Origin of the sequence: Duganella levis, assembly GCF_009857605.1 — a bacterium.
GTDB lineage: Bacteria > Pseudomonadota > Gammaproteobacteria > Burkholderiales > Burkholderiaceae_D > Rugamonas > Rugamonas levis.
The window spans coordinates 37,564-56,191 of record NZ_WWCT01000012.1 but is presented as its reverse complement, the minus strand read 5'-3'; the positions used below and the strand labels follow the sequence as shown (position 1 = coordinate 56,191).

The 18,628-nt window shown below is 61.8% G+C and carries 12 protein-coding genes; 2 read left to right on the top strand and 10 right to left on the bottom strand.

Going from position 1 to position 18,628, the window contains the following annotated elements; all coding sequences use genetic code 11:
- Nucleotides 1–41 precede the first annotated feature (41 nt).
- From carB to GTP69_RS15635, 10 genes are all read right to left on the bottom strand, one after another.
- Nucleotides 42–3,260: a carbamoyl-phosphate synthase large subunit gene (carB, locus tag GTP69_RS15680; RefSeq protein WP_161055746.1), complete on the bottom strand. Its 3,219-nt coding sequence runs from the start codon at nucleotides 3,258–3,260 to the stop codon at nucleotides 42–44.
- Nucleotides 3,261–4,430 (bottom strand): glutamine-hydrolyzing carbamoyl-phosphate synthase small subunit, encoded by a 1,170-nt coding sequence (gene carA / locus GTP69_RS15675; protein ID WP_161055745.1) that lies wholly within the window; start codon nucleotides 4,428–4,430, stop codon nucleotides 3,261–3,263.
- A gap of 205 nt (nucleotides 4,431–4,635) precedes the next feature.
- Nucleotides 4,636–5,133, bottom strand: coding sequence for a hypothetical protein (locus GTP69_RS15670; RefSeq protein ID WP_161055744.1), 498 nt, complete (start codon nucleotides 5,131–5,133; stop codon nucleotides 4,636–4,638).
- Nucleotides 5,134–5,164: 31 nt separating this feature from the next.
- Nucleotides 5,165–5,680 (bottom strand): hypothetical protein, encoded by a 516-nt coding sequence (locus GTP69_RS15665; RefSeq protein ID WP_161055743.1) that lies wholly within the window; start codon nucleotides 5,678–5,680, stop codon nucleotides 5,165–5,167.
- A 119-nt stretch (nucleotides 5,681–5,799) separates the two neighbouring features.
- Nucleotides 5,800–6,210: a GlcG/HbpS family heme-binding protein gene (locus tag GTP69_RS15660; protein WP_110848394.1), complete on the bottom strand. Its 411-nt coding sequence runs from the start codon at nucleotides 6,208–6,210 to the stop codon at nucleotides 5,800–5,802.
- Between the two features lie 9 nt (nucleotides 6,211–6,219).
- The gene (locus tag GTP69_RS15655; RefSeq protein ID WP_161055742.1) at nucleotides 6,220–7,137 is read right to left on the bottom strand and encodes a patatin-like phospholipase family protein; all 918 of its coding nucleotides are present in this window, start codon (nucleotides 7,135–7,137) and stop codon (nucleotides 6,220–6,222) included.
- Between the two features lie 60 nt (nucleotides 7,138–7,197).
- Entirely contained in the window at nucleotides 7,198–8,547 is a 1,350-nt protein-coding gene (locus GTP69_RS15650) for a Gfo/Idh/MocA family protein (RefSeq protein ID WP_161055741.1), read from the bottom strand.
- A 25-nt stretch (nucleotides 8,548–8,572) separates the two neighbouring features.
- The gene (locus GTP69_RS15645; protein ID WP_161055740.1) at nucleotides 8,573–11,869 is read right to left on the bottom strand and encodes a TIM-barrel domain-containing protein; all 3,297 of its coding nucleotides are present in this window, start codon (nucleotides 11,867–11,869) and stop codon (nucleotides 8,573–8,575) included.
- 28 nt (nucleotides 11,870–11,897) lie between these two features.
- Nucleotides 11,898–13,226, bottom strand: coding sequence for a DUF3472 domain-containing protein (locus GTP69_RS15640; protein ID WP_229260972.1), 1,329 nt, complete (start codon nucleotides 13,224–13,226; stop codon nucleotides 11,898–11,900).
- Between the two features lie 8 nt (nucleotides 13,227–13,234).
- Nucleotides 13,235–16,273: a TonB-dependent receptor gene (locus tag GTP69_RS15635; RefSeq protein WP_161055739.1), complete on the bottom strand. Its 3,039-nt coding sequence runs from the start codon at nucleotides 16,271–16,273 to the stop codon at nucleotides 13,235–13,237.
- A gap of 288 nt (nucleotides 16,274–16,561) precedes the next feature.
- Between GTP69_RS15635 and GTP69_RS15630 the strand changes: the two genes are divergently transcribed.
- Together GTP69_RS15630 and GTP69_RS15625 are read left to right on the top strand one after the other, a co-directional pair.
- Nucleotides 16,562–17,698: an SIS domain-containing protein gene (locus GTP69_RS15630; protein ID WP_161055738.1), complete on the top strand. Its 1,137-nt coding sequence runs from the start codon at nucleotides 16,562–16,564 to the stop codon at nucleotides 17,696–17,698.
- On the top strand, nucleotides 17,685–18,626 hold the full coding sequence (locus tag GTP69_RS15625) for an ROK family protein (RefSeq protein WP_161055737.1): 942 nt from the start codon (nucleotides 17,685–17,687) through the stop codon (nucleotides 18,624–18,626). Before GTP69_RS15630 ends, GTP69_RS15625 begins: the two co-directional genes overlap by 14 nt.
- Nucleotides 18,627–18,628 lie beyond the last annotated feature (2 nt).

The window sequence follows — 18,628 nt, the reverse complement described above, 5'->3', positions numbered from 1 at the left end:
AGCTGCAGCGCGAGCTCTGTGGTTCGTTAACTACCTAAACCTTAGTGTAAGGTTTTATGCAGCCCTTGTAAATCGTACACACGCAATTCGTCGAGATGGCGGATGCCTTCGACCGCCGCTTCGGCGCCGGCGATGGTGGTGTAGGTGGTCACGCGCGCGGCCAGCGACGAGGTGCGGATGGCGCGCGAGTCGATGATGGCGTTGCGTTTTTCTTCCACCGTGTTGATGACCAGGACCAGTTCATGGTTCTTGATCATGTCGACGATGTGCGGACGGCCTTCGACGACCTTGTTGACCGCAGTGACCGGAATGCCGGCAGCCGCAATCACCGCTGCCGTGCCTTTGGTGGCGGCCAGCGTGAAGCCCATGTCGACCAGGTCGCGCGCCACTTTCACGGCACGCGGCTTGTCCGACGATTTCACCGACAGGAATACCTTGCCCGATTTCGGCAGCTTGACGCCAGCGCCCAGCTGCGACTTGACGAAGGCTTCGCCGAAGGTTTTGCCGACGCCCATGACTTCACCGGTCGATTTCATCTCTGGGCCGAGGATGGTGTCCACGCCTGGGAATTTCACGAACGGGAACACGGCTTCCTTGACGCTGTAATACGGCGGCACCACTTCGGTGGTCACGCCCTGGTCTGCCAGCTTCTGGCCGACCATGCAGCGCGCCGCGATCTTGGCCAGTTGCAGGCCGGTGGCTTTCGACACGAACGGCACGGTGCGCGAGGCGCGCGGGTTCACTTCCAGCACGTAGACCACGTCCTGGCCCTCTTGCTTCTGGATCGCGAACTGCACGTTCATCAGGCCGACCACGTTCAGGCCCTTGGCCATCAGCGCGGTCTGGCGCTTCAGTTCATCGATGGTCTCTTGCGCCAGCGAGTACGGCGGCAGCGAGCAGGCCGAGTCGCCCGAGTGGACGCCAGCTTGTTCGATGTGTTCCATCACGCCGCCGATGAAGGTGGTTTCGCCGTCCGAGATGCAGTCGACGTCGCACTCGATGGCGTCGTTCAGGAAGCGGTCCAGCAGCACCGGCGAATCGTTCGACACCTTGACCGCTTCGCGCATGTAGCGCTCCAGGTCACGCTGTTCGTGAACGATTTCCATCGCGCGGCCACCCAGCACGTAGGAAGGACGCACCACCAGCGGGTAGCCGATTTCCTGTGCCAGTGCCAGCGCATCGGCTTCGGTGCGCGCGGTGCGGTTAGGCGGCTGACGCAGACCCAGGTCTTGCAGCAGCTTCTGGAAACGCTCGCGGTCTTCGGCGGCGTCGATCATGTCCGGCGAGGTGCCGACGATCGGCACGCCGTTGGCTTCCAGGTCGAGCGCCAGCTTCAACGGAGTCTGGCCGCCGTACTGCACGATCACGCCGACCGGTTTTTCCAGTTCGACGATTTCCAGCACGTCTTCCAGCGTCAGCGATTCGAAGTACAGGCGATCCGAGGTATCGTAGTCGGTCGACACGGTCTCCGGATTGCAGTTGACCATGATGGTCTCGTAGCCGTCTTCGCGCATCGCCAGCGCCGCATGTACGCAGCAGTAGTCGAATTCGATACCCTGGCCGATACGGTTAGGACCACCGCCCAGCACCATGATCTTCTTCTTGTCGGTCGGATTGGACTCGCACTCTTCATCGTAGGTCGAGTACATGTACGCGGTGTTGGTCGCGAATTCCGCCGCGCAGGTATCAACGCGTTTGTAGACCGGACGGATGCCCAGGCCATGACGGTACTTGCGCACGTCGGCCGGCGTGGTTTGCAGCAGGAAGGCCAGACGGCGGTCCGAGAAGCCCTTCTGTTTCAGCTTGTACAGCGTGGTCTTGTCCAGCTGTTCCAGCTTCTGCGTGTCCATCCACAGTTCCAGGTCGACGATCTCTTTAATCTGGATCAGGAACCATGGGTCGATCTTGGTCAGCTGGTGCACTTCTTCCATGGTGAAGCCTTGCGCGAAGGCGTCGCCCACGTACCAGATGCGCTCAGGACCTGGCTCGCCCAGTTCCTCTTCGATCTTCTCGCGGTCCTTGGTTTTTTCGTTCAGGCCATCCACGCCCACTTCCAGGCCGCGCAGCGCTTTCTGGAACGATTCCTGGAAGGTGCGGCCGATCGCCATCACTTCACCGACGGATTTCATCTGGGTGGTCAGGTGGTGGTCGGCGGTCGGGAATTTCTCGAACGTGAAGCGCGGGATCTTGGTCACGACGTAGTCGATCGACGGTTCGAACGACGCAGGAGTGGCGCCGCCGGTGATCTCGTTACGCAGTTCGTCCAGCGTGAAGCCGACTGCCAGCTTGGCCGCCACTTTGGCGATCGGGAAGCCGGTGGCTTTCGACGCCAGTGCCGACGAACGCGAGACGCGCGGGTTCATCTCGATGACGATCATGCGGCCATCGGCCGGGTTGATCGAGAACTGCACGTTGGAGCCGCCGGTATCGACGCCGATTTCACGCAGCACCGCCAGCGAGGCGTTACGCATGATCTGGTATTCCTTGTCGGTCAGCGTTTGCGCAGGCGCCACGGTGATCGAGTCGCCGGTGTGCACGCCCATCGGGTCCAGATTTTCGATCGAGCAGATGATGATGCAGTTGTCCGCCTTGTCGCGCACCACTTCCATCTCGTACTCTTTCCAGCCCAGCAGCGATTCTTCAATCAGCAGCTCGTTGGTTGGCGAAGCTTCCAGGCCGCGTTTGCAGATCGCTTCGAATTCTTCTTCGTTGTAGGCGATGCCGCCGCCGCTGCCGCCCATGGTGAACGATGGACGGATGATGGTCGGGAAACCGACTTCCTTCTGTACCGCCCACGCCTCGTCCAGCGAGTGCGCCACGCCGGAACGGGCCGAGCCCAGACCGATCTTGGTCATCGCGTCCTTGAACTTGGAGCGGTCTTCGGCCTTGTCGATGGCTTCCGGCGTCGCGCCGATCAGCTCTACCTTGTACTTGTCCAGAATGCCGTTGCGGTGCAGGTCCAGCGCGCAATTCAGCGCGGTCTGGCCGCCCATGGTCGGCAGGATCGCGTCCGGCTTTTCCTTGGCGATGATCTTTTCGACGATTTGCCAGGTGATCGGCTCGATGTAGGTCACATCGGCCATTTCCGGGTCGGTCATGATGGTCGCAGGATTGCTGTTGACCAGGATGACGCGGTAGCCTTCTTCGCGCAGGGCCTTGCAGGCCTGGGCGCCGGAATAATCGAACTCGCAGGCCTGGCCGATAATGATGGGGCCAGCGCCAATAATCAGAATACTTTTAATGTCTGTACGTTTTGGCATTTATTTTTTCTCCGTAGCTTCCATCATGCCGATGAAGCGGTCAAACAGGTAAGCGACGTCAGTCGGGCCAGGCGATGCTTCAGGGTGGCCCTGGAAGCAGAAGGCCGGGGTGTCGGTGCGGGCAAAGCCCTGCAGCGAACCGTCGAACAGCGACACGTGGGTCACGCGGCAGTTGGCCGGCAGCGTGTTCGGATCGACCGCGAAGCCGTGGTTCTGGGACGTGATCAGCACTTGTTTGCTGTCCAGGTCCTGCACCGGGTGGTTGGCGCCGTGGTGGCCGAACTTCATCTTCAGCGTTTTGGCGCCGGAGGCCAGGCCCATGATCTGGTGGCCGAGGCAGATGCCGAACAGCGGCAGCTTCTTGTCCATGAAGACCTTGGCGGCAGCGATGGCGTAGTCGCAAGGCTGCGGGTCGCCAGGGCCGTTCGACAGGAACACGCCGTCCGGATTCAGCGCCAGCACTTCTTCAGCGGTGGTCTGGGCCGGCACCACGGTGACCTTGCAGCCGCGCGCGGTCAGCATGCGCAGGATGTTGCGCTTGACGCCGAAGTCGTAGGCGACGACGTGGAACTTGGTGTCTTCTGCGGCCAGCTTGCCGTAGCCTTCACCCAGCGTCCATTCGGTTTCGGTGTATTCGTAGGTCGATTTGACCGTCACCACCTTGGCCAGGTCCATGCCGGACAGGCCCGGGAAGGAACGCGCCAGGTCCAGCGCTTGCGACGCCGACGGCTCGTTGCCCTGGGTGCCGACCAGAATGGCGCCGGACTGGGCGCCTTTTTCGCGCAGGATGCGGGTCAGTTTGCGGGTGTCGATACCGGCGATGGCGACGATATTCTCGGCCTTCAGGTAATCGCCCAGCGACTGGGTGGAGCGGAAGTTCGACGCGATCAACGGCAGGTCACGGATGATTAGACCGGCAGCGTGGACTTTGGACGACTCGACGTCTTCGGGATTGACCCCGTAGTTGCCGATGTGGGGATACGTCAGCGTGACGATCTGGCGGCTGTAGGAAGGATCGGTGAGGATCTCCTGGTAACCGGTCATGGAAGTATTGAAGACCACTTCACCGGTCGTATGACCGGCAGCGCCGATCGAAAAACCTTTGAAAATGGTTCCGTCAGCGAGGGCCAGTATGGCTGGAACGGCGGGGCCAGAAAAAAATGGCGGCAAGGGCAACTCCTGATAAAGTTACCGTAGCTGCGCCACGTCAGACGACCGTCGAGTATCCCCGGCCGTCGCAGGCCCGGGTGGATGGTCAATTGATGATGGAGTGAGTGGTAGTCGCTACGGTAGAGATGTGATTTGGCTAAACCTTTGAATTATAACCAAATCCACCCTATCTGACAAGGCAGCGCCGGCAGATTATTTGTCTGCGCTACCTCTTCGCCGCATTATAAGCATCCATTTCACAGATGAAGTTCTGAGCAATGATAAATACCGTAACATAGTCATATTGGCGGCCAAACTTGGGTGTCCAGTAACGGCCATGTGCTAACCAGTGACGGTACTGGAATGCGCCCAATAGGCCAGATATCAGCACCTTCGGTAAAGCCGCGACATCACCCCAGAGATAAATCAGCTCCTCCTCTAGGCGAGCTCTGCTGCCTTTGCGTTGGTACACCTTCCGCATTGCCTTGGATAGCGGATCTCGCCAACGATCATATGCCCGGCGCAAGTAATCCAGCCTCACAGCAGCTTCTACCGAAGACAATACTGCCAGCGAACTTGAATAGTCCAACTCCGCCAATGAGCGATCACGCGCCTCTTCCCTTCCGACGTCGGCATAACGATCAAGCAAAGCTTGCGAAGTCCCTGAGAAAAAATCAAAGAGCGCAGTCTCAACATCTGTATGGTAAATGGCGATCTCATCCAAGCTTAACTCCTGGTGAGAGAAACTGAGTCGTTCAACCATTGACAACCCCCATCAATGCATCCCTGAAGGCGTCCTCGGTTAAGTCCATGTAAGTGATACGAGGTGGGGGACTTGAAATCTTCCAGATCCAGTCCCTCGGCAATTCAAGACTGGCAGCGCTATCAAGCATGCGAAACCTTGGCTCGGTAGAATCACGCGGAACGATGACAAACCGGACTACACCGCGCGGCCCCGTCATATCCACGCGCCCTGCCACGCCGATTAAGAAAGTACCCTTGGGAATCAGTTTGACGACCTGCCTACCTATTGTGATAGTCGCAAAAGGCACAGCATACGTCCCAAGCTGATCTTCGTATATATCAACCTCCGACAAATCAAACTTGATTCCACCGCCATTTTCCAGATGACCAGAGAGGCTCGTTTTCACCAAGGCATACAACTCATCGAGTTTGCTAAGCCAAATCTTTTTCTCTTCCTGGAGGTCTGCGCCGTTTTCAGCCAAAGCATTAACATGCTCTTTAACAAAAAGATCAAATTTTGTATTCATGCCCCTCTCCTTCGCACTCAGGACTCATGCTTCATTATCTTACAGAGCAAGGCGAGGACAATAAAAAATGCCGCTTGGCGTTGAGCCAAACGGCATTCTTGTCTTACGGGCAAAGCGGCTTAGTTCAGCGCAGCGATGCCGGCTTTGGCGATTTGTGCATCTTCGTTCGATTTGACGCCCGAGACGCCAACGGCGCCGATGATGTGGCCGTCCACGATGACCGGTACGCCGCCTTCCAGCATGCCATCCGCCATCGGCGCCGGCGCGGTCAGGAACGAGACGCGGCCGTTGTTGATCACGTCTTCATACAGTTTGGACTCGCGGCGGCCCAGCGCCGATACACGTGCCTTGGCCGGAGCGATGTGCGACGACAGCGCATTGGCGCCATCCAGACGCTGTTGCCACAGCAGGTGGCCGCCGTCGTCGACGATGGCGATGCTCACCGCCCAGTTATTGGCCACGGCTTCCGCTTCTGCGGCCACAGCGATTTTCTTGACGTCGGCGAGAGTGAGGTATGGCTTGGTTTGCATAATGCTTCCTTATGGTTTGCGTTTCGCTTCGAGTTTTTGTTTGATCTGGGCCATCACCTGTGCGGCGGCCTGCTCGCCGGCCAGCACCGCCTGGTTGCGGCCATTGAAGTCATTGCTGGCCATCTTGCCCAGCGGCGGCGTGATGACGATGTCGGCATCGCGCAGTTCATAGTCGTTGATGCGCTGGCCCATGATGGAGAAGGTCTGCATGATCACGTCCAGCGAACTGACGGTGGCCTGCACGTCGGCCTGCGTGGAGATATTGACGGCGATGACGAAGTCCGCTCCCATGTCGCGCGCAAAGCGCACCGGCACCGGCGCCACCAGGCCGCCGTCCACATAGGTATGGCCGTTGATGGTCACCGGCTGAAACACGCCCGGCACCGCCGACGACGCCCGTACCGCCATGCCGGTATTCCCGCGCTGGAACAGGATCGGCTTGCCGTCTTTGAGGTCCGTGGCCACCGCGCCGAACGGGATCTTCAGCTTCTCCATCGGCAGGTTGTTGACCGCCTTGTTGACGTAGGATTGCAGCGCCTCGCCTTTCAGCACGCCGGTATTCTTGCGGAACAGCGGCACCGCCCAGTCGGAGATCGAAGCCTCGTCCATCTCCATGGCCAGTTTTTGCAGCTGGAAGCCGGTATTGCCGGCCGCGTACAGCGCGCCGACCACGCTGCCGGCGCTGGTGCCGACCACGATGTCTGGATAAATGCCCTGCGCCTCCAGCGCCTTGATCACGCCGATGTGGGCAAAGCCACGCGCCGCACCACCACCCAGCGCCAGGCCGATTTTGATTTTCTTCGGGGGCAGCATCTCCGGCGGCGGTTGCACGACCGGGGTCTCCGCAACCGGAGTGGTTTTACAGCCGACGATGGCGGCTGCGGACAGGATGGCTAAACTGGCAAGGGCAAGACGGCGTGAGGGCATGGGCAGTGTATGGGATGGGGGACTAAGCGCCCAAATTGTACACCGCCCCGCTCTGCTCTATTAATACCGGTCGTCGAAAGCGAAAATCGGCTTGCGCGACTTCCAGGCGCCGGCGGTAAAGTCCGGGAAATCCAGGGTCTGGAAATTCTGCGCAATCGACTGTTCGGACAGCGGCGTAATCGCGCTCCACGTCACCGCATCGTAGATATCGATCGGCATCGGCGCCTCCGCCTTCAGCGCTTCCACAAACGCATGGATAACGAAGAAGTCCATGCCGCCATGGCCCGCGCCTTCCGCGTTCTTCTCGTACTTGCGCCACAGAGGATGATCGTATTTGTCCTGCCATACCTGGAAGTCATCCCACTGGTGCGGCTTGCTCTTTCCCTCGACGTGGATCGAGTGGTTCACATCCATCCACAAGCCGTTGGTGCCCTGCACGCGGAAGCCCAGTGAATAAGGGCGCGGCAGCGAGGTGTCGTGTTCCAGGATGATGGTCTCGCCGTTTTCGCACGCCAGCGTGGTGGTCACCACGTCTCCCAGCTTGAAGGTGGTCTTCGCGTTCGGATGATTGGCGCCGCCCTCCTTGACGATGTAGTCGTGCAGGCCGCGCGCCTTGCTGGCAAACGAATTAATCCGCGTGAAGCGGTTGCCGCGATTGATGTTGGTGTACATCGCGCACGGGCCGATACCATGGCTCGGATACAGTTCGCCGTTGCGCTGCACCGAGTGCTCGGTGCGCCAGCGCGCTTCCGACCAGCCCTTGGCGCCATACTCCACGCCACCACCATATGGCTTGGCCGGATCGCCACTGTTGAATTTCACCGCGCGCAGGTCGTGCTGATAGCCGCCCTGCAAATGCACCAGTTCACCCAGCACGCCGGCGCGCACCATCTGCAGCACCGCCATCACGTCGCGGCGGAAGCAGACGTTCTCCAGCAGCATATAAGGCGTTTTGGTTTTCAGCTGGGTGTTCAGCACATCCCAATGGTCTTGCAGCGTGATGCCGGCCACCACCTCACAGCCGACTGGAACCTTCGCCTGCATGGCGGCGATGGCCATCGGCGCGTGCCATTCCCATGGCGTGGCGATGATCACGCCATCCAGCGCGCCGGCATCCAGCATGCGCTTGTAGGCTTGCGGATCGCGCTCTTCGCCAAAGGTCTTCGGCTTCGGTTTGTTGAACTTGCCCACCTGCGCCAGCGCCATGCCCAGCATGAGCGGTTCGATATCGCACAGCGCCACCACTTCCACGTCATCGCGGCGCAGCAGCCCCTGCAACAGCACCTGGCCGCGCATGCCGGTGCCGATCATGCCGATGCGGACCTTCTGGCGCGTGGCGCCAAAGGCCGATGGCAGCATCATGCTGCCCGCCAGCGCGGCGCCTGCCGCGATAAAGTCACGTCGATTCATTTGATTGCTCATTCGTTTGCCTCGTTTATTTTTTATTAACTGGAGTGGCTTTGCTGCCCTCCGTACCGATTAAAGCCGCATTGGCCCAGTTCCCGCATACCTGCGCCGGCTTGCTACCACGCGCACCCAGCGTGCGCAGGCTGATCTGACTCAGTCCGCGCACATCGATTTCCGGCTTGACCACCGCCGGTGCGCTAATCAAGCCGCTGTCGTACAGCAGGCGCTCGCCGCTCCAGACCTGGAACTGCAAGCCGCCAGCATCGCGGCAGCTATCGTCCACACCCAGATCGGCGCGCAGCAGATTCCATTCGCCGGCCAGCTGCAGGTCGATGCGGCTGGTTGCGCCTACGCCCAGGCCTTTGCGGAACTTCAGGCCGTTCATACGCATCTCGCTGCCATGCAGCGGCTTGTCGCGGCTGACGTTTTTCGGCAAGGCCAGGTCGGACAGGTATTGCTGCTGTTCCGGGCCTTCCTTGCTTTCATGCGCCATCACATGGAAGGTCGACAGCGTGATCGGGCCGACGTCGCTGGCTACTGCGGCGTTGAAGGCGCACGCGGTGGAGGCGCTGGCGGCGGTCACCATTGGATCGGTGGCGGATGCGCCATCGCCTTCCGGGTTCTGCGTACTGAGGACGCGGAAGCGCAGCAGGCGGCCAGCGGTCGGCGCGAAGCTGATGGTCTGCAGGTCTTGCTGCAGCTTCAGTTGTCCGCGTTTGACCGGCGCACCCCAGTCGCCGTTGTTATCGCCCATGTAGATTTCGTAGTCGCGGATTTGACCGTTCTTCCAGTGCTGGTCGTTGCGCGGTGCGATTTCGATACCGTCGATCAGGCGGCGTTCGGTGAAGGCGATGACCCATTCGTGCGGTCCGCCCTGCACTGCGGGCGTGCGCGGCGTGCGGAACCAGGTGGCCGGGTCGTTGTCGAAGGCGTTTTCCAGTGGCGAGCTGCTTTCTTCGGCCGGGCGGTTGATGACCACCATGCTGTCCGCAGGGATGGCGCGGCCCAGCACTGGCGCGGCCGGGAAGGTGTCATCGGCGACGGTCAGCGTGGCGGCGGTCTGCAAGGTGAAACGCAGCGGCTGGCGGATGTCCTGCGCGACGGTTTTGACGTGCAGCGTGCCTTGGCGATCGTCGGCGTCGAAGTACCAGCCCTCGGCGGCGGCATCAAACGCCGCGCGGTCGGCCAGCGGCGGCAGCACGGCGGTGGCAATGCTGACTGCGGCGGGACGTTGGCGCAGCAGCACGCGCAGGGCGTAGGCGCGGCGGGCCAGTTGGCCGTCATAAGCCCCGACCACTGGCGCCACATCAACCTGCACGCCATCCGCGCTGGCATTCATGCGGATCGTCTGCTGACTAAACGCACCATCCTGATAACGGCGCGTGTTGCCGTCATCCTCGTACAGCGTGTACTCGGAAGCGCCTTGCGGATACAGATCCAGGGTCAGCACATCCTTCGGCTTCTGGCCGTCGTACAGCATCTCCGGATACATCGGCAGAATCGCGCCGGCGCGCACGAACACCGGCAGCTTGTGCAGCGTCACCGCCAGATCGATATCGCGTCCATCCCTGCCTGCCGTGGCTTGCCGGCCATCCCAATAATCGAACCAGCGGCCTTCAGGCAAATGAATCGCCCGCCGCCAGCCCTGGCTAACCGCCTGGCTGCGATACACCGGCGCCACCAGCAAATCGCGGCCCAGCAGATACTGGTACTTATACGCTTCGCTGTTGGCGGCCGGATCGTTTGGATAATCCCACATCAAGCCACGCACCAGCGGCGCGCCGCTTTGCTCCGCCTCCCGCACCAGCGTGTACATATAAGGTGTCAAGCGCATCTTCAACTTCAGATAGCGACGATTGATGCTGACATACGGCTCGGCAAACCACCACGGATGCTTGCGCTCCGCCGCCGACCAGCCGGACATCCCCATCAACACCGGCGTGAACGCCTTCCATTGCAGGTCGCGGGTGTAGGTCTCCGGACTGCCGCCGAAAATCGCATCCACATCACCGGCAGCGTAGGCCTGGCCCGACAAGCCGGAGCCGATCAGCGTCGGCACATGCCAGCGGATGTAATCCCAGCTCGCACTCTGGTCGCCGGTCCACGCCACCGCATAACGCTGCGTGCCGGCCCAGCCCATCACCGTCCAGATAAACGGCCGGCCATCCGAATTATTCAGAATGCCGTCGTAAGCCGACTTGTTGGCGTCCAGCGAAAACTGATAGCCCTTGCCGGTCCAGGCCACATCCAGCTTCTGCACGCGGGTGCCGGCGGTGCCGACTTCCCACGCCATCTTCTCGACGCCATTCTCGGTCCACAGGCCGGTACGGAAACCATACTTTGCAAGACCCTGCACCGTCTCCGGCAGCGACGCATAGCCGCAGCCATAACCGTCATTCGGCAGAATCCAGCCGCCCGGCATATCATGCTCGCGATACTGGCGCGCCACCGAATCCACCACATCCGGCGTCTTGCCGGTCGGACCATCGGTCCAGCCTTTCGGCACCGTGCCCGGCTTCTTCACATTGTCGCCATCGTTGTAGCAATCAGCATCGCCATATTCCAGCGCCCAGCGTGGCAGCATGCGCGCGCGGCCGGTCCACTCCGTGTAACGCGCCAGCACATCGTGCATATCCTTGCCGACGAAGTAGTACGCATCAAAGCGCGCCTCGTCATGCTCTAGCGAGATCTGATCGCCCTGACGCAGATCATATTCGCCATTGGACCAGGTATTACGCAGCATGCCCCAGCCGCGAGAACTCATCAGGAATGGCGCAGGACTCGGACGATCGCCCTCCTCCCAGCCGCCCGAATACGAGATCGGCAACTGCTTGCCCTTGAACTCATACCGGCCATTCTGCTGGCCGCCGCCGAAGAAGCGCTCCGCCTTGTCGCTGGACAGCGTCTGCACGCTTTGCTTGTCGCCCAGTTCCAGCGGCTGCACCTCGCGCCACAAGGGCTGGGCATCGCCGGCGCGGGACAGCGTAAACCGCAGCGGCTTGCGATCGATGCGCAGACTCAACGCCGGCGTGCGGATCAGAATATGGTCCGCCTGCTCGCTGACACTATGCTCCACCGTGGCGGCCGGCGTGGCCACCACGATAGGCGCGGCTTTGTCGCCAGGGCCGGTCAGGCCGGATTTCGGCCCGGCCCAGATGTGCAGCACATCGGCGCGCGGCAGGCTGACCTGCACATGCGCGCCGGTGTCGGTGACCAGATCCCACTGCTGTCCGCCGGTGGCGGTCATCTTGCTGACATTGCCGATCGGCGCCGCCAGCACCGGGGCGCTGGCAAGCATGGCGACTATGGCTGATACTGATTTCATGTTGCTCCTATTACCGCGATAACTGCGATTACTGCGGCAGACTGCTAACGTCCACCGCCGGTTGCTGGCCAGTAGCCGGCCGGGTAAAGTTTTGATTCACTGGCACGTAATCGGCAAAGAAGCCGCCGTTACGCAGATAGAACCGGCCGCTATCCAGCCCGCCCGCGTAATCCATGCGCTGCACATTGGTCACGGTGGCGTCGCCGGTGAAGCGCGCGGTGGTCACTTCAGACCACGTTCCGCTCGCATTGCGCGCCCACTGATTGCCATACAGGGCGCGGCGGCCAGTATAGCCGTTGGTATCGACGAAGTTTTCCAGGAACGAGTAGCTGCCGGTCAGGTAAGTCGTGGTTTCGGGACGCTTCCAGGTCGCGATGTAGCGCCACGCCCCGGTCTCCGGCGCGTAGAACCATGCCGAATATTTCGTCGCGCCAGCGCCGTCCGGCGTTGCGCGGATGATGAAGCGGTAGGTATTACCAGCCTTCCAGTTGTACACCAGGTAGCTCTGGCCGCCGGTGCCCTCGCCGCCAAAGCTGTTATCCACCACGCCCGCGCCCTTGCTCACCAGCGTGGTCTTGGCGCCGCTGTCGGCGTCCCACACCGAGAACAGGATCCAGCGCTCGGTATCGGACTTGACCTGGATGCCGAAGTAGCCCTGTCCAAAGCCATTGGCCATGAAGTAGGAACCCACCGGATCCTGCCCGGCCGGAATCGTCACCTCGTTGTAGAAGTACTCTGTGTTGGCCGGCGTGGTGTAGCCCATGTGGACCGACGGGCCACGGCGCGACCAGTAGTAATTGGCGGCGTCGTTGGCGTAGTTGACGGTGGCGTCGGCCGTGACCTTCAGTGCCGACACGTCGCCGAAGTAGCCGCCGTCCTTGCTCACGCCTTGCAGGTCGACCTTCACATAACCCGCTGCCGCCACGTTGACCGTGCCGACCGTATAGGTTTTGCTGGCGGTGCCGGCCAGCGGCACCGTGAACGGCGTGCCGTTGACCGTCACCTTCACCGTGCTGTTGTTGCTGCCGGCAAGGCGCGCATCCATCGCCACCTTTACCGGACCGGCGGCGGCCACGCGGAAGTAAGCGCTGGTGACAGCACCGGCGTTGCTCCAGTTGGCCAGGCCGCTGTCAGTGATGATCTCCTCGGCGCCGGACGGCAAGGTGGTGACGAAGGCATTACCGGCCAGCGCCACGGTGGACGTCACCGCAGCGGCGCTGGGCGTGGCCACCGCCGCCACTGACGCTGCAGCCAGCGATTGCGCCGCCGGTGCGCCGGCATTGCTGGTGCTGTCGCCGCCGCAACCAGCCAGGAACAGTGCTGCTGAATACAAGAACATGCGTCGTTGTTTCATCATCTCTCCTCTTAGAATTCGTATTCGGCGGTCAGGCGCACGGAGCGCGGTGCGGTGCGGCTGGTCACCTGCAGATAGGTGCGCGAGATGGCGCCGCCGTCTTCACGCGTTTCGTTGTAGCGCTGGATGGTGGTGCGGTCCAGCAGATTGAACACGTCCACCTTCAGGCTCAGACCTTTGGCGAAACGCGGCAGATACGCCACGTTCAGATCGACCTGAGCCTGCCATGGCAAACGTCCCTGGCTGCCGCGCGGCGTGGCCACGCCATTGCAGTAGAAGTAGGCCGCGCCGTAGTCGTTGTCGAATTTCAGGTCGGCCGGCAGTTCGCCGATGCAGTTGCGCGGCGCGCCGGAGGTCAGCGCCAGGTTACCGCCCACCATCCACTCGGGCGTGATCTGCATATAGCCATAAGCCTTGATGGCGTGGCGATGATCGCCCGGCAGGTAGCCGTAGGCGTTGTACATCAACTCCTTGTGGTCGTCGCTGACGGTCAGGCCGACATCGCCGCCGCCGATGGTATCGGTCTGGCCTTCCATATTGCCCTTCAAGGCGGACAGCGTGTAGGTGACCTTGCCGTACCAGCCGTTGCTGAACGGGTGCTCGACGAAGAAGTTCAGCGCCTTGTAGGTACGTTCCGGTTTCGGATCGCCCCACTCGGCCGCCGTGATGTCGACGCGGCGCAAGCCAGCACCGTCGGCGAAATTGATCCACAGCGAATTGTCGCGACCCGGATTAATGATGGCGCACTGGAAGCCGCCCCATTTGCTGGTGTCGACATTGTTGCCCGCCGCCCAGGCGTCGATCGGACGCTGGTCGCAAGTATCGTCGTTGGTGTCGTTCATGCGGCGATACAGCAGGCTGGCGCCGGCCACCAGGTTTTTATTGAAGGCTTTTTCAAAGCCCAGCGACAGTTCGTCCTGCGACAGCGGTTTGAGGCCGATGGCGGTGACTTCTCGCGCATCGCGGCTCTGGCCATAGGCGTTGTTGGCCGAATAAGGATTGCCGATGGCGTGCAGGCCGGTCGGCGCGCCGGTGGTTGGATCGACACCGGTGTAGGTGTAGAACTGGCTGGTGGAGGTGAACGGCGCCGCCATATTACTGGACAGGTTGGACGGCACCGGCAAGTGATAGCGGCCGGCATTGGCAAACAGCTTCAGGGAACCGTCGCCGTTGTAGTCCCAGGTCGCGCCCAGGCGCGGCGCGATCATGTTCCGCTGCGAGATGAACGCATCGCCGGTGCTGGTGTAGTTGGTGAACTGCTCGCGGCGCACGCCCAGATCCAGCAGCACGCGCGGCGTCACCTGCCAGTGATCCTGGATGTATTGCGCCGATTGCTCACTGGTTGGATTGGCCAGATTGCTGTACACATCGCGGCTGACGTAGTAGCCCTGGGTGCCGTAGCCGCCGCCCTGCGCCGGCGTTTCATTGGCGCCGTTGATGGCGCGGTTTGGATCGGTGGCCTTGCGGTAGGTCCAGCGGTAGCCGCCGGCCAGCGAGAAGCCAACCATCGAGTCCACATCAATGCGGTCGATACCGCCGCGCAGCGAGTGGTCGCCGAGCCGGTATTCCAGATCCAGGCGCTTGGCCTTCTGGCTGTCGCGCGAGGCCGTGTCGACCAGATTGCCAGTCACGGTTTGCGGCACCGGATAGCTGATGCCCGGTACCTGCACGGTGGCGCCGGTCGAAATCTGCGGCAGCGACGGGTCGTAGCCTACCGGCGTGCGGCTATGGCTGGTGCGCGATTTGCCATACAGCGCGGTCACCGTCAGGTTGTCGGTCAGGTAGCCGGTGTATTTGTAGATATCGACATTGGAGCCCGGCGCCGACGACGAACCGCAGCAGTTGACGGTGGTTTCGCCGGCGCTGGCGGCAACGTTGTTATGCGTTTGCGTGCTGTAGTCAAAGCCGTAGGCCTGGCTGAATACCTTGGTGCGGTCATACAGCTTGGTGTATTCGAAGTGATGGTCTGCGGTCAGGTTGTAATCGAGCTTGAACAAGCCGCGGTCCACGGTGGTCTGGCCGGTGCTCCAGCCGCCTTTCAGGCTGGCGGCCGAGGCGTCGCTGGTGGCGGCGATGCCTTCGCTATTGGTGCGGGTGCGTTCCAGGCCGATAAACGCGAACAGCTTGTTCTGGATGATAGGACCGCTGGCGTACACGCCGGCCACCTTGCTGGTGCTGGTATTGTCCTTGTTCCAGTACAGCAGTTTGCCGTCGGTGTCCGGATTGGCGCCGGTGTTGGGGTAATAAGTATTTTGCTGCGAGCCGCGCAGGCCGGATGGAATCGTCGACAGCTTGCCGCCGATGTGGAAGTCGTTGCCGCCGCTCTTGGTGGTGATGTTGACCACACCACCGGTGGAACGGCCGAACTCCGAGCCATAGCCGCCGGTCAGCACCTGCATATTAGAGATGGCGCCGAACGGCAGTTCCGACGCGCCGACCTGGGTCAGGATATTCGTCACCGGGAAGCCGTTGATATAGAACGCGTTCTCCGACTGGCCCGAACCGCCGATCGACGGCGCGTTGCCGTACTGGCTGTTGGTGCCGCGCGCCACGCCGGGCGTCAGCTGCACCACCGAGGCGATGTCGTTCGCCACCGGCAGCTTGTTGAGTTCCTTGGCGGTGAACACCACGCCGTTGTTGGTGTTGGAGACGTCGATATACGTACGTGCAGCACGTACCACCACGGTCTGGCCGTCGCCCTGCTTGGCACCGAAGTTCACTTCCGCACCGCTGCCGACCACCGCTTCGATTTCACGCGTGTCCTGCACCGCACCGCCACGCAGCATGCGCAGCGCATAGCGGCCCGGCGGCATCGAGTTGGCCACGTAGCGGCCCGACGCATCGGGCGTCAGCGTGCGCTGCGCGCCGGTATCCAGATTCTCCAGCACGACGGTGGCGCCGGCCGGCGACGCCACTTCGCCATAGATGGTGGTGGTGGCGTTAGACTGGGCCATTGCCTGGTTTCCGGCAGCAGCCATGGTCAGGCTGATCAAGATTGCCGTCGCCTGGCGGATGGCGCTATTGCGTGGTTTAAAGCGGCTGTGCTGCATGCTGAACTCTCCCTCGGTTGCGTGTTTTGGTTTTACTTTCGAAAGACTCTGCATTTACTCTAGAAATAAAAGCAAACCCGGTCAACAAAAAGAAAGAACAATTCGAAAAATAATCGAAATAATCTTTCGTATTGGGTGGCTATAGCATGCATCACTTTCGATTTCGTAGCAAAACGGTCACAATGTTACGCCATACCCCAGCGAAACATCTTTCTTTTTGCTTTCGTATTTGACATATCGAAAATAAAACCTTACTCTTCACCTGACTTCCAACCGAAAAAGTTTTCAATGACTACCTTATTCCAGCGCGCCACCACCGACTGGCGCGATATCGGCGGCCTCGATACCGCAGAAGAAATCGCCCACCAGCCCGCCATGTGGCGTGCTCTGGCGGCGCACCTGGTCGCTGAACAAAGCCGCATTGCCGCCTTCCTTGGCGACAGCCTGCGCGATCCGCAACTGCGCGTGATCCTCACCGGCGCCGGCAGCTCGGCCTATGTGGGCGAGATCATCGCGGACGAAATCAACACCGCCTGGCCATGCCAGGTGCGCGCCATCTCGACCACCACCCTGCTGACCCACCCGGCGCTGTACCTGGAAACCGCCGCACCGACGCTGCTGGTCTCCTTCGCCCGCAGTGGCAACAGCCCGGAAAGCATGGCGGCGGTGCAGCTGGTGCGCGACCTGGTGCCGGATGCGCGCTTCCTCAATATCACCTGCAATGCGGACGGCGCGCTGGCACAGCAAAGCAAGGCGGATGCCAACAGCTTCAACCTGCTGATGCCGGCCGCCAGCTGCGACCGCGGCTTCGCCATGACCAGCAGCTTTAGCTGCATGCTGCTGGCTGCGTTGTCGGTGCTCGATCCCGATTTCCAGCCGGAGCGGTTGCATACGCTGGCGGCGCTGGGCGACCAGGCGATGGTGCAGTGGTCCGCACCGGTGGCGGCGCTGGCGGCGCAACCGGTGTCGCGTGTGATCTACCTCGGCAGCGGTCCGCTGGAAGCGCTGGCCAAGGAAGCGGCGCTGAAGATCATGGAACTCACCGCCGGCAGCGTGATGACGATGGCGAACAGCGCGCTCGGTTTCCGTCATGGTCCGAAAGCGGCCGTCAATAAAGAGACGCTGGTGCTGCTGTTCCGCAGCGCCGATCCGCTGTCGCGCCGCTACGAGCAAGACCTGCTGGACGAATTGCGCCGTGACGGCGTGGCCACCAATGTGCTGACGGTAGGCGCCGGCGGCGAGTTCACGCTCGACACCCCGGCCTGGCCGGACGCCTGGCTGGCGCCTTTGTGGCTGCTGATGGCGCAGCAGTACGCGCTGCATCAATCGGCGCAGCTGCAACTGCGTCCCGATAACCCATTCACCGGCGGCATCGTGAACCGCGTGGTCCAAGGCGTCACCATTTACCGCCATGACGAATTTTAAAAACGGCTATCACGGCATCGACATCGGCGGCACCAAGATCGAACTGGTGACGTTTTCCGAGGAAGGCGCGCAGCTGCGCGAAGTCCACCGCGAGCGCATCGCCACGCCGGGCACCGACTTCGCCGAATTCATCGCCGCCATGCATGGCCTGATCGCGCGCGGCGACGTCGCGCTGGGCTTGCGCGCGGCGGTCGGCATCGGCCTGCCGGGCGTGATCGACAGCGACACCGGCCGCCAGCTCAGCTCCAACGTACCGGCGCTGAATGGCCGGCTGGTGGCGCAATCGCTGCAGGAGGCTTTGCAACGCCCGCTCGCCATCGGCAATGACTGCCAGTGTTTTGCGCTGTCCGAAGCACAGGGCGGCGCAGCCGATGGCTTGCCCAGCATGTTCGGCGCCATCATCGGCACCGGCGCCGGCGGCGGTTTCTGCGTCGACGGGCGCCTGCTGCGCGGCTCAAATGGCGTGGCCGGCGAATGGGGCCACTGGCCGCTGGCCGCTTCGCTATTGGCGCAGCACCAGCTGCCGCTGTACGACTGCCCATGCGGCCGGCGCGGCTGCCTGGAACGTTATGTCTCCGGCCCCGGCATGAGCCAGATTTACCGCCATTACAACCAGGCCGACGAAACGCCGCTGTCCATCGTGGCGCGCGCGCAGAGCGGCTCCACCGCCGCCCAGCACACGCTGGACGTGCACCTTGACCTGCTGGGCAACGCGCTGGCCACGCTGGTGATCACGCTCGATCCGCACGCGATTGTGCTGGGTGGCGGCTTGTCGCTGCTGGCGCACCTGTACCAGCAACTGCCTGCCGCCATTGGCCGCCACCTGTTTTCCGGCGTGCGCACGCCACCCGTGCTGCCGCCAGCCTTTGGCGACGCCGGTGGCGCGCGCGGCGCCGCCCTCCTCGCCCGTCAACAACTGACCGACTGAAT